This is a genomic window from Bradyrhizobium sp. UFLA05-109 (assembly GCF_054185165.1).
In genome coordinates, this window is record NZ_JBBIAR010000012.1 from 15,244 (window position 1) to 27,101 (window position 11,858).

An 11,858-nucleotide genomic window follows, 5' to 3' on the forward strand; every position below is an offset into this window, starting at 1 on the left:
ATGCAAAGGGTTGTAATTGTGGACAATTAGGTCTAGCTGCAAGCGGTCAATCAGGCAGATTTAGGTATGGATCAGACGGCTGCGCCCAAGGTCAGCTTCGTTTCGCTCGGGTGCCCCAAGGCATTGGTGGATTCCGAGCGCATCATCACGCGCCTGCGTGCCGAGGGCTACGAACTCGCCCGCAAGCATGACGGGGCCGATATCGTCATCGTCAACACTTGTGGCTTCCTCGACAGCGCCAAGCAGGAATCGCTCTCGGCGATCGGCGAGGCCATGGCCGAGAACGGCAAGGTGATCGTGACCGGCTGCATGGGCGCCGAGCCCGAGCAGATCGAGCAGGCCTATCCCGGCGTGCTTTCGATTACGGGCCCGCAGCAATACGAATCCGTGCTCGATGCCGTGCACCAGGCGCTGCCGCCGGCACACAATCCGCATCTCGATCTGGTGCCGCCGCAGGGCATCAAGCTCACGCCGCGCCACTACGCCTATCTGAAGATCTCCGAGGGCTGCAACAACCGCTGCACCTTCTGCATCATACCGAAGCTGCGCGGCGACCTGGTGTCGCGCCCCGCCAACGATGTGCTGCGCGAGGCCGAGCGGTTGGTCGGCGCCGGCGTGAAGGAGTTGCTCGTCATCTCGCAGGACACTTCTGCCTATGGCGTCGACGTGAAATATGCCGAGAGCCCGTGGAAGGACCGCCAGGTCCGCGCCAGATTCCTCGATCTCGCGCGCGAGCTTGGCGAGCTCGGGGCCTGGGTCAGGCTGCAATATGTCTACCCCTACCCGCATGTCGACGAGGTCATCGCGCTGATGACGGAGGGCAAGGTGCTGCCCTATCTCGACATCCCCTTCCAGCACGCGAGCCCCGAGGTCCTCAAAGCGATGAAGCGACCGGCGGCACAGGACAAGACGCTGGCGCGGATCAAGCGCTGGCGCGAGGAATGTCCCGATCTCGCTTTGCGATCGACCTTCATCGTCGGCTTCCCCGGCGAGACCGATGCGGACTTCGCCTATCTGCTCGACTGGCTTGATGAAGCCGAGATCGATCGCGTCGGCTGCTTCAAATACGAGCCGGTTGCGGGCGCCACCTCCAACGCGCTGCCCGGCGCCGTGCCGGATGAGGTGAAGCAGCAGCGCTACAACGCGTTGATGGCACGCCAGCAGAAGATTTCCGCGCGGAGGCTCAAGCGCAAGGTCGGCACCCGGCAGCAGGTCATCATCGACGAGGTCGGCCCGACCGTTGCGAAAGGCCGCTCCAAGGCGGATGCGCCGGAAATCGACGGCGCCGTTTATCTGTCGAGCCGCCGACCCTTGCGCGTCGGTGAGATCGTCACCGCCAAGATCGAGCGTGCCGACGCCTACGATCTGCACGGCAGCGTCGCGGGGTTTTGATCTTCACCAGAGCGCCGCGCGTTACGCAGCGCGCACGGCCTTCAGGAAACCGGCCACCTTGTCGCGCAGCGCAACTGCATGCCGTGACAATTCGCCGGCAGCGCCGAGCATGTCATTGGCAGCAGTGCCCGTGGCATCGATCGTGCGCGTGACGGCATTGATGTTTGCAGCGACCCCGCTGGTGCCCGCCGCTGCCTGGCTCACGGACCGCGCGATCTCCTGCGTCGCGTGACCCTGTTGCTCGACGGCGATGGCAATCGATTTGCCGATATCGCTGATCTGTCCGATCGTCCCGCCAATTCCCTGGATGGCTGCAACGGTATCGCCCGTTGCCCGTTGCATGGCGCTGATATGGGCGCTGATCTCTTCGGTTGCCTTGGCGGTCTGGCTGGACAGGCTCTTGACCTCGGCTGCAACGACCGCGAAACCGCGACCGGCATCACCGGCTCGCGCTGCCTCGATCGTGGCGTTCAAGGCCAGAAGATTGGTCTGGCTTGCGATCGCATTGATCATCTCGGTGACCGCTCCGATCTTGCCCGCCGCCTCCGACAGGCTCTTCACGAGATTATTGGTGCGTGCGGACGCCTCCACCGCTTCGGCAGCAATGCTCGACGAGGTCGTGACCTGGCGGTTGATCTCGGCCACCGAGCTCGATAGCTCTTCGGTCGCACCCGCCACCGACTGAACATTCGTCGATGCTTCGGATGATGCAGCTGCGACGGTCGAAACGCGTTGCGCTGCGTTCTCGGCGGTCGAACTGAGCGAGCCCGCCGTCACTTCTACGTCCTTGGCAGCCGACGACACGGCATTGGCAATGGAGCCGATGGTCTCCTCGAATTCGCCGGCAAGTTTGGCGATGGCGCGCTTCTTCTCTTCCCGCGCGGCAATCAGCTCCGATAGGTCCCGTCGATAGCTGATGACGACGGGCTGGCCATCGATCTCCGCGGGAACGAGCGTGACCTGCACCGGTACCATCTGCCCATCCGCTCGGCGCGTGATCCATTCGAAACGGGCGTGGCCGTCCTTCATCGCCCGCGCGAGCGTCTCCTTGACGCACTCCGACGAGCGGCGGCCATCCGCCTGGAATTCGGGAGCCATATCGGCCGGCGAGCGGGACAACAGGTCGGCCTTGCTGCGATAGCCGCCAAATCTGACCGCGGCCTCGTTGCAGGCGATGATCTTGGGTCCCGCCAGCACCATGATCGCATCGACCGAACGTTCGAAGATTGCTTGCCAGATCTGGCCGTCACGATCCTGGCGTGTCTGCCGCCCAAAGAATCTCATCCGCTCCCCCCATTCGAAGCGGACGGTGAATAGCAAGAAAACATTAACCAAACGCTTATTGGACGGCGGGCCGTTCCGGCGGAGGTCAATCAGCAGCCAGCCAGGTCGGCACCCAGCGCTCCGGCCGCGGCGCACGGGCGAGGTCCGCCTTCGCCTCGGACAGTTCCGCCGGGACGTCGTCGATCGTCGGGCGCTCGTCATAGTCGAAGCGGGGCATGACGCGGCCGTCGGCGTAGAGGCCAAAATCCATCGAGTACCAAAGCCCGAGCTCCGGCTGCGCCCTGCGCATGTCGTCGCGCAACTCACGCAGCAACGGCTCGATCGCCTTCTCCTCCTTGAAGGACTGCGGACCGGAACGCATGACGCGCGCCTGATATTGCGCGCCGACGATCGCGACCTTGAACCGTGTCTTGTCCCAGAGATTCTTGCCTTTCGGCAGATGCGCAGCGAGCCGCCAACCGAGTTCGGCCATCATCGTGTGGTTGGCCCAATACTCCTCGCGGTCTCTGCACCACGTCTCCATCCACCGGCGGAAGTCCGGCAGGTCGGGCGAGGATCCTGCCAGCGTTGCCAGATCCTCCGCGCCAAGCCGCGGGGCCAACCAATCTGCAAGCTCGTCGGTTGTCTCGTCTACGTCTTCGTCTGGCAGGAAATCGCTCCATCGGTCTTCGAACTGCTGTAGCGCGATCCTGGCAAGCAGGCTGTCGAGAGACGGCGCGATGATCTCGTGCTCACCTTCCGAGCCCAACACCACGACGGGCGGATTCGCCTGATCGACATCAGTACCATACCATGTGCCGACCTCCGAACCTTCCGGCAGCCGGATGAATAGCCCGAATTTGTCGCGCAGCGGGCTACCGTCGACGATCGGGGCGCTATCGACGAACTGTCCGCGCAGATCGAAGCAGCCGACGCTGCCCCAGGGTCGGCCCTTGAGCCAGACTGCAAAATCAAGCAGCAGGGGCGGCGCCTCGGTGCCGGGCGGAAAGGCTCGGCGGATGCTGTCGACGTCGATGCGATAGGAAGGATCGGACAAGGTGGCGCGCCTGACAGAATGGAGATGTCTACTTGGTCGCGCAGGCTACCGGCCTGGTTCGAACCAAACGGCGCCTGAATAGTACAAACACGCGGGCGTGAAAATGGTTCGACGTGAACGCGATCGATGTAGCCTGAATTTTAGGCTGATCTCAGGGCTTCTGCGGCCAGCTGTTCGCCACGCGCACGTCGCGACTGGCCTCGTGTGGGCGTTCAAGGTGCTGCTCGATCCCTTTCACAACATTGCGCTCTACTACAAATCGCCGCTCGCTCTATACGCGGTGAGCCGATCGACAAGTCGATCGCCGATGCCGATTGGAGCCATGACGACGCCGACGAGCGGCCGCGCTTCTCTTGAAGCTGGCGCCGCATCAAGCTGGCGCTCGCGGCGAACCGGCTTGACAAGCCCTGCCCTTCGGCTGTATGGCCGCGCCCCATGATCTCTTCTCGGACCCACCGCCGCGCAGCTTTCCGTCGTCGCACCCGCGACGATGATGGGTTGCGCCATGTCCGACGACGCCGCTGAAGCACTGACATCAGCAGAGTTTTCGAGAAGGCCGCACCCGCAAAGTGCGGCCTTCTCGCTTTTTCGCGCGTCTTTTCCCTGAACCATCCCTGCCCTCAAGAGGAGTCTGACATGACCAACGCTACCCATCCGTATGATGCGCTGATGGACATCACCGCACGGCCGAAGGCCGTGTTCGTCCGCGGCGCGGGCTCCTATCTCTGGGACGACAGCCGCAAGCGCTATCTCGATTTCGTGCAGGGATGGGCGGTCAACTGCCTCGGCCATTCACCGCCGGCGGTTGCCGATGCGCTCGCGGCGCAGGCCAAGCGGCTGCTGACGCCGAGCCCCGCCTTCTACAACGAGCCGAGCCTCAAGCTCGCACAGGCGCTGGTCGAGGACAGCTGTTTCGACCAGGTGTTCTTCGCCAATTCCGGCGCCGAGGCCAATGAGGGCGCCATCAAGCTGGCGCGCAAATATGGCAACGTGAACAAAGGCGGTGCGTTCGAGATCATCACCTTCGGCGGCGGCTTCCACGGCCGTACGCTGGCCACCATGTCGGCCTCGGGCAAGAAGGCTTTTGAGCCACTGTTCGAGCCGAAAGTCTCAGGCTTCAAGAAGGCGACGCTGAACGACATCGCCTCGGTCGAAGCGCTCATCAGCACCAATACCGTGGCCGTGATGATCGAGCCGATCCAGGGCGAAGCCGGCGTGTGGCCCGCGACCGACAAGTTCCTGCAGGAGCTGCGCGCGCTCACCAAGGCCCATGGCCTTTTGCTGATCTTTGACGAGATCCAGACCGGCATGGGCCGGACCGGAAAGCTCTTCCATTACGAGCATGCCGGGATTGCGCCGGACATCATGACGCTCGGCAAGGGCATCGGCGGCGGCGTGCCGCTCGCCGCGCTGCTCGCGACCGAGCACGCCTCATGCTTCGAGCATGGCGATCAAGGCGGCACGTTCAACGGCAACCCCGTGATGTGCGCCGCCGGGCTCGCGGTGCTCGAAGAGGTCGGCAAACCGGAATTTTTGAAAGCCGTCGCCGACACGGGTCTGCTGCTCGAAAGCGAGTTGCAGAAGGTCTCGGCGCGGCACGGGCTTGGCGAGGTGCGCGGTCGCGGCCTGCTTCTGGCGCTCGACCTGAAACTGCCGATCGCATCTGCGATCGTCGCGCAGGCATTCGCAGAGGGCCTCCTCCTCAACGCACCGCAGGTCGACACGCTACGCTTCATGCCGGCGCTAAACGTGACGCGCGAACAGATTGCCGAGATGGTCGATTGCCTGGATGCGATCCTGACCAAGGTCGGGGCTGCACGTCGGGTGGCGTAAGGTTCATACTTGCCGCCTCGTCATGGCCGGGCTTGCCCCGGGCATGACGTCCCTCTTGAATAGCGGCGCTGCGTCTACGGCTTCAAGATTGAAGCGCCCGTGGTGGCACGGCTCTCGAGATCGATATGCGCCTTCGCAGCGTCCTTCAATGCGTAGGCGTGGTTGATCGGCACGTGCAGCTTGCCGCTGATCACGGCGGCGAACAGCGTGTCGGCGCCTTCCAGCAACTCCGAGCGCTTGCCAATATAGTCGTTGAGCTTCGGCCGGGTCGCAAACAGCGAGCCGTGATTGTTGAGCTCGGCGATCGCAAATGGCGGCACGGGGCCTGAGGCATTGCCGAAGGAGACGAACATGCCGCGCGGCTTCAGGCAGGACAGCGAGCCGGGGAAAGTCGCTTTGCCGACGCCGTCATAGACGACGTCGCAGCCCTCGTTGCGGCTGATTTGTTTGACGCGCGCGACGAAGTCCTCCTCGTTGTAGAGGATGACGTGGTCGCAGCCATTGGCCTCGGCAAGCTCCGCCTTGTGCCGCGAGCCGACGGTGCCGATCACGTGCGCGCCGAGCGCCCTCGCCCATTGGCAGGCGAGCAGCCCGATGCCGCCGGCGGCGGCATGAATCAGCACGCGATGATGCGGCTCGACCTTGAAGGTCTTGTGCAGGAGATACCAGACGGTGAGCCCCTTGAGCATCAGCACGGCGCCCTGCTCGTAGGTGATGTGGTCGGGCAGCTTGACCAGCCGCTCCCAGGGGATGTTGCGCTCGCCGGTGTAGGCACCGAGATTGTGGTAGTAGGCGACTCGGTCGCCGGGGTGGAAATTCGTCACGCCGGGACCGACCGAGACCACCTCGCCCGCCGCCTCGTTGCCGGCGATGAACGGAAGTTCGGGGGCCTTGTAGAGGCCGGTGCGGAAATAGACGTCGATGAAGTTCAACCCAACCGCGTGCTGGCGGATGCGCACCTCGCCCGGTCCCGGCGCCGGCACCTCGACGCTCTCATAGACCAGGGCTTCGGGACCCCCGACCTGGTGCACGCGGACGGCTTTGGTCATCACCTGACCTCCTCGTTCTTGTTGAGGGCAAGCGAAAGCCATCACGCCTGCCTTGTCAACTCGACGCAAGAAGCGGACCGCACAAACCCGGCTATTTGCCGACCTTCTTCCGATTGCGCTTGGCCAGCACATTGAAGAACTCGACCGCCGCCGAGAACGCAATTGCGAAGTAGATGTAGCCGCGCGGAATGTGAAACTTGAATCCATCCGCCACCAGCGCGACGCCGATCAGCACCAAAAATGCCAGCGCCAGCATCTTGGTGGTGGGATGCTCGGCGACGAATCGCGCCACCGGTCCGGAGGAAATGTACATCACGAGGCAGGCGATCACGACAGCCGCGATCATGATCTCGAGGTCCTGCGCCATGCCAATCGCGGTGATGATGGAATCGAGCGAGAACACGATGTCGATGACGACGATCTGGGCGATTACCCAGAAGAAGGCGCGGCGCCCGGAATTGTCCCCGCCCTCCTCGTCATCCGCATCAACCTCGGCATGGATCTCGTGGGTCGCTTTCGCGATCAGGAACAGGCCGCCGCCTATCAGGATGAGGTCGCGCCAGGAGAAATCGTAACCCCTGAACGAGAACACCGGCTGGGTCAGGCCGATCAGCCAGACCAGGACGCTGAGCAGGATGATGCGAAACACCAGGGCCAACGCGAGCCCGATCTGGCGGGCGCGGTGCGCCTGTTTGTCGGGGATGCGCGAGACGATCACGGACAGGAAGATGACGTTGTCGATGCCGAGCACGATCTCGAGCGAGGTCAAGGTGAGAAGCGCGGCCCAGGCTTCCGGGCTGGTGATGAGATGCATCATGCGAAGGATCTAACCATCCTGATCACGGCGTCGCTGCCGACAATCCAGAGCGCGATCGCGCACAGCGCGATCTTCGCGGCGGTGCCGACCTGGAAATCCATCTCCAGGGCATAGAGGCCAAGCGCGGCCCAGATCACGATCAGCGACATGGTCAGCCAGCGCAGGCGCACCACGCGGACCGGATGCAGCACGTGGAAGGGAACGAAGGTCAGGACGACCAGCGCCGCAACCAGCAGCGTCGACCACAGCGGCGGCCAGTGCAGCAGGAACAGATAGAACGCCGCAGCGTTCCACAGCGCCGGAAAGCCGCGGAAGTGATTGTCCTCGGCCTTCATGCGCAGATCGGCGAAATACAGCGCGCTGGTGACGATGATGGCGACGCCGAGCAGCGGTGCCGCGACCGGCAGCAGCAGGCCGCTCGCCACGATCGCATAGGCCGGCACGAATACATAGGTGACGAAATCGACCACGAGGTCGAGCACGTCGCCGGACCAGTTTGGCTGCACGTTCTTGACGTTCAGCCTGCGCGCGATCGGCCCGTCGATCGCGTCGATGATGAGGGCGACGCCGAGCCATTGAAACATCGCCGCCCAATGTTCGCGCACAGCCTCCAGCATCGCCAGCAGCGCCACCGCGCCACCGAACGCCGTGAAGATATGCACCGAGAAGGCCGCAGCGCGGGCCGCCGGCGTGGGGTTGAGAGAATCCTGCGGGGTATCCATGGCTGGCGCAGTGCTATCAGAATGAGAACGATTTGCACATAAGCCGCGGCGACATCCGGCCGCGCAATTCGCGACAAATTCGCGCGAAACAAGCGGCTTGAATTTGCCGCCGGGCATGTCAAATGTCCGGGCATGACAGATCTAGCAGCACCTTTTGACGTGGCCGTGATCGGCGGTGGGCCGGCAGGCCTCGCCGCGGCCATCGCGCTCGCGGAGACCGGCGCACGCACCGCGCTGGTGGCGCGGCGCACGCCCTATTCCGACAACCGCACCACCGCGCTACTCGGCGGGTCCGTTGAATTTTTGGACCGGCTCGGGGTCTGGTCGCGCTGCAGCAACAAGGCCATGCCGCTCGAGGCGATGCGGCTCGTCGACGACACCGGCCGCCTGATCCGCGCGCCGGAGGTGCGCTTCTCCTGCGATGAAATCGGGCTTGACGCGTTCGGCTACAACATCGACAACCGCTCGCTGATGCTGGCGCTGGAGGCGCGCGCCACCGAGCTTGCCAATCTCGTTCGCTTCGATGACGAGGCCGACAGCGTCCGTACCGAGGCCGAGGATGTCGCGATCCACACCGCCGCGGGGCAGTATTTGACGGCGCGCCTCGTGGTCGGCGCCGACGGCCGGCACTCGCTATGCCGAGAGGCCGCCGGCATCGACGTCACGCGGCGCGATTTGAAGCAGACGGCGCTGACCTTCAACGTCAACCATTCGCGTCCGCATCGCAACGTCTCGACCGAGTTCCACACGCCGCACGGGCCTTGCGTGTTCGTGCCGCTGCCGGGCGATCGTTGCAGCATCGTCTGGGTGGCCTCGCCTGCGGAAGCCGAGCGGCTCAGAGCCCTGAGCGACGAGGAGCTCTCGACGGCGATCGAAAAACAATCGCATTTCATCCTGGGCCGCATGAGCGTGGAACCTGGCCGCAACCTGTTTCCGCTGGCGATCGAGCGGCCGAAATCTTTCGCCCGCGACCGCATTGCGCTCGTGGGCGAAGCGGCCCATGTGGTTCCCCCGATCGGCGCGCAAGGCCTTAATCTCGGCTTACGGGATGCCGCCGATATCGCAAGGCTCGCCGGAGAGGCGGTCGCGGCAGGCCGGGATCCCGGTGCGGACGAGGTGCTCGACCGCTACGACTGGGCCCGCCGTCCGGACATTCTGAGCCGGACCTTCATGATCGATATGGCGAACCGTTCACTGCTGAACGATTTTCTGCCGCTGCAGCCGGTCCGCGCCGTCGGCATGCACCTGCTGGGCGCCATCGGCCCGTTGCGGCGCCTCGCGATGCGTGAAGGGTTGGCGCCGACCTGGCGACGATAACTTTGGCGACGGTAACGTTGGCGACGGTAATTTGGCGGCGCTAACCGCGTCTTACGGAAACGCCAGCCGTCCGGTCTGGATAAACCACATCACGCTGGTCAGCGTGATCACCGAGGCAAACGTCCCGAGCAGCACCGCAACCGATGCGGATTCGATCCAGGCGTCATTCTGCCGCGCGATGACGAACACGTTCAGCGCCGGCGGCAGCGAGGCCATCAGCACTGCGGTTGCGGCCCAGGGCTGCGCGAACGGGCCGAACACGAGCATCAGCGCGAATGATGCGAGCGGATGGATCAGGAGTTTTACCGCGATCACGCCGGGCACCTCCCAGGGTACGCGATCGAACGGCCGCAGCGCCACGGTGACGCCGAGCACGAACAGCGCGGTGGGAGCCGCGGCATTTTGCAGGAAGGTGATGGTGCGATCGAGCGCGACCGGCAACTCGATATGGAGTGCCGCGACCGCCGCGCCAAAGCAGGCCGACATGATCAGCGGGTTGAGCAGGATCTGCTTCAGCACGACGCCGAAGGCGTGCAGGATCGAGGGATGATCGCGGTCGGAGAGTTCGATCAGGAGCGGTACGATCGTGAACAGGAAGATGCTGTCGCAGCAGAAGATCAGCGCGGTCGGCGCCGCCGCCTTCGCTCCGAGCACCGCAAGCGCGAGCCCCGGGCCCATATACCCGATATTGCCGTAGCCGCCGGAGAGTCCCGCAAGCGTCGCTTCGCGCAGCGACAGCCGGCCAACGACCTTCCCGACCAGGAGCGCAATGCTGAACGCCGCAACCGTCGACAGCGTGGTCGCGACCAGAAACGGCGGGTTGTTGAGTTCGGAGAACGGCGTCTTCGACATGATCGCAAAGAGCAGCGCCGGCAACGACACGTAGAGCAGGAAGAAGTTCATCCAGGCGAGGCCTGATTCCGGCAGGGACTTGGCCTTGCCGCAGGCGAAACCGACGAAGATCAGGCCGAAATAAGGTAGGGCCAGATTGAGGATATCGACCATTTATGAAGTGATTTCTAAGGCAATCGGGGCTATCCGCCCGCCCTCTGCGGGTTAATTCCAAGCAAGGGCACTAGCATCGGCCACAATCCTGGTCTATCGACGAACCATGATTAAAGCGCGGACCGCCAAATTCCAGATCGGACAGGTCGTGCGCCACCGGATCTTCTCGTTCCGGGGCGTGATCTTCGACATCGATCCGGAATTCAACAACACCGAGGAATGGTGGCTGTCGATTCCTGAGGAGGTCCGGCCGCACAAGGACCAGCCGTTCTACCATCTGCTGGCGGAAAACGCCGAGTCGGAATACGTCGCCTATGTCTCCGAGCAGAACCTGTTGCCGGACGATTCCGGCGAGCCGATTCGGCATTCGCAGGTCGCCGAGATATTTGTGAAGGACAAGTCGGGCGGTTATCGCCCGCGCAATCCCTCGCTCAACTGATCCCTTTCGAATTCGGCCAATCAGGCCAATAAAAAAGGCGCTCAATCGAGCGCCTTTTTCGTGTTCTACGTCGGTCCGATTACTTCTGGGCCGAAGGTGCGGGCGTCGCCTGACCGCTCTGCTCGAGCTTCTTGCGCTGCTCGTCGGCCTTCTTCTGAAGCTCTTCCTGGAGCTTCTTCTGGTTCTCTTCGAACACCTTCGGATCGGTCGGCGGACCGTCATAGGCCTTGGCGAACTCGCCGGCCAGCGGCAGCGGCAGCGTCAGCGGCGCGCCATTGGCGTTGATCGCTTGAACCACCAGGTTCTGGCCTTTCTTCAAGTTGTTGATCAGGTCGGCGGTCGCCTCATAGTCCGACATGCAGCCGTTGGCGAAGCAGATCACGTAGGGGCTCTGCAGCGGCGGATTGTTGTCGACGATGATGCGGGTGCCGTGCACGAGCTGCATGCCCAGCGGCAGCGTGACGCGAAGGATTTTCTTCGGCTCGCCTTCCGGCTCGATGATCACGGCGGCGATCACCGGCTGGCCGGACTCGATGCGGCCGTCCTTGCCGGTGAAGCAGACCTGCTTGGCGTTGGCGTCCTGGCCCTTCAGGCAGAACTTGGTCCAGGGCGCGTAGATCAGCTGGACCTGCTGCTGTTGCTGGTCAGCGGGCGGAGCGCCGGCCGGCGGAGCGCCAGCGGCCGGTGCCTGGGCCTGCGGCGCCGGTGCGGCGGGCGCAGGCGCCTTGGGAGCTGCCTTCGGCGCGGCCTTGGGAGCAGCCTTCGGCGCCGCCGGAGCGGGCGTTGCGGTCTGCGCCTGAGCGGCGGATGGAACAGCCAGCGCCGAAACCGTCAACAGGGCGAGAAGGCGCCCGCGCGGCCGGACCGACGCGGCCAAAATACGAAAATTCATTGCGGAAAACCCTTTCTGAACGGGAAGTGCCCGAACCGCTCCTAAGCACCGATACCGAGCCGCCTTGGCGCG

General features: G+C 63.9%; 11 protein-coding genes and 1 pseudogene. 5 read left to right on the forward strand and 7 right to left on the reverse strand.

All coding sequences use genetic code 11. The features are described 5' to 3' along the window. The first annotated feature begins 66 nt into the window (after nucleotides 1-66). Nucleotides 67-1,392: a 30S ribosomal protein S12 methylthiotransferase RimO gene (rimO, locus tag Q3C01_RS10805; RefSeq protein WP_458145308.1), complete on the forward strand. Its 1,326-nt coding sequence runs from the start codon at nucleotides 67-69 to the stop codon at nucleotides 1,390-1,392. A 21-nt stretch (nucleotides 1,393-1,413) separates the two neighbouring features. Here rimO and Q3C01_RS10810 read toward each other — a convergent pair whose 3' ends face one another. Both Q3C01_RS10810 and Q3C01_RS10815 read right to left on the reverse strand, forming a co-directional pair. Beyond that, nucleotides 1,414-2,676 carry a methyl-accepting chemotaxis protein gene (locus Q3C01_RS10810; RefSeq protein WP_458145309.1) on the reverse strand — a complete coding sequence of 421 codons (1,263 nt, stop codon included), beginning with the start codon at nucleotides 2,674-2,676 and terminating at the stop codon, nucleotides 1,414-1,416. 85 nt (nucleotides 2,677-2,761) lie between these two features. Further along, nucleotides 2,762-3,712, reverse strand: a complete 951-nt coding sequence (locus tag Q3C01_RS10815; protein WP_458145310.1) for a hypothetical protein — start codon at nucleotides 3,710-3,712, stop codon at nucleotides 2,762-2,764. Nucleotides 3,713-3,879: 167 nt separating this feature from the next. Between Q3C01_RS10815 and Q3C01_RS10820 the strand changes: the two are divergent. After that, nucleotides 3,880-4,069, forward strand: a pseudogene (locus tag Q3C01_RS10820) (hypothetical protein); the annotation flags it as partial. A 279-nt stretch (nucleotides 4,070-4,348) separates the two neighbouring features. Further along, nucleotides 4,349-5,545 (forward strand): acetylornithine transaminase, encoded by a 1,197-nt coding sequence (locus tag Q3C01_RS10825; RefSeq protein WP_458145311.1) that lies wholly within the window; start codon nucleotides 4,349-4,351, stop codon nucleotides 5,543-5,545. Nucleotides 5,546-5,619: 74 nt separating this feature from the next. Here the strand turns inward: Q3C01_RS10825 and Q3C01_RS10830 are convergent, their stop codons facing one another. The 3 genes from Q3C01_RS10830 to pcsA form a co-directional block, all read right to left on the reverse strand. Next, nucleotides 5,620-6,594, reverse strand: coding sequence for a quinone oxidoreductase family protein (locus Q3C01_RS10830; protein ID WP_458145312.1), 975 nt, complete (start codon nucleotides 6,592-6,594; stop codon nucleotides 5,620-5,622). Between the two features lie 91 nt (nucleotides 6,595-6,685). Then, complete coding sequence (locus Q3C01_RS10835) at nucleotides 6,686-7,411, reverse strand: TerC family protein (RefSeq protein WP_458145313.1); 726 nt, start codon at nucleotides 7,409-7,411, stop codon at nucleotides 6,686-6,688. Beyond that, nucleotides 7,408-8,133, reverse strand: coding sequence for a phosphatidylcholine synthase (gene pcsA, locus Q3C01_RS10840; protein ID WP_458145314.1), 726 nt, complete (start codon nucleotides 8,131-8,133; stop codon nucleotides 7,408-7,410). Before pcsA ends, Q3C01_RS10835 begins: the two co-directional genes overlap by 4 nt. 132 nt (nucleotides 8,134-8,265) lie before the next feature. Here pcsA and Q3C01_RS10845 point away from each other — a divergent pair, with 132 nt between their 5' ends. Beyond that, entirely contained in the window at nucleotides 8,266-9,450 is a 1,185-nt protein-coding gene (locus Q3C01_RS10845) for a UbiH/UbiF family hydroxylase (RefSeq protein ID WP_458145315.1), read from the forward strand. Nucleotides 9,451-9,501: 51 nt separating this feature from the next. Here Q3C01_RS10845 and Q3C01_RS10850 read toward each other — a convergent pair whose 3' ends face one another. Further along, nucleotides 9,502-10,455, reverse strand: coding sequence for an AEC family transporter (locus tag Q3C01_RS10850; RefSeq protein WP_458145316.1), 954 nt, complete (start codon nucleotides 10,453-10,455; stop codon nucleotides 9,502-9,504). A gap of 106 nt (nucleotides 10,456-10,561) precedes the next feature. Here Q3C01_RS10850 and hspQ point away from each other — a divergent pair, with 106 nt between their 5' ends. After that, nucleotides 10,562-10,894: a heat shock protein HspQ gene (gene hspQ, locus Q3C01_RS10855; RefSeq protein WP_027523411.1), complete on the forward strand. Its 333-nt coding sequence runs from the start codon at nucleotides 10,562-10,564 to the stop codon at nucleotides 10,892-10,894. A gap of 79 nt (nucleotides 10,895-10,973) precedes the next feature. Here hspQ and Q3C01_RS10860 read toward each other — a convergent pair whose 3' ends face one another. Further along, nucleotides 10,974-11,786, reverse strand: coding sequence for an invasion associated locus B family protein (locus Q3C01_RS10860; protein ID WP_458145317.1), 813 nt, complete (start codon nucleotides 11,784-11,786; stop codon nucleotides 10,974-10,976). Between the last annotated feature and the right edge of the window lie 72 nt (nucleotides 11,787-11,858).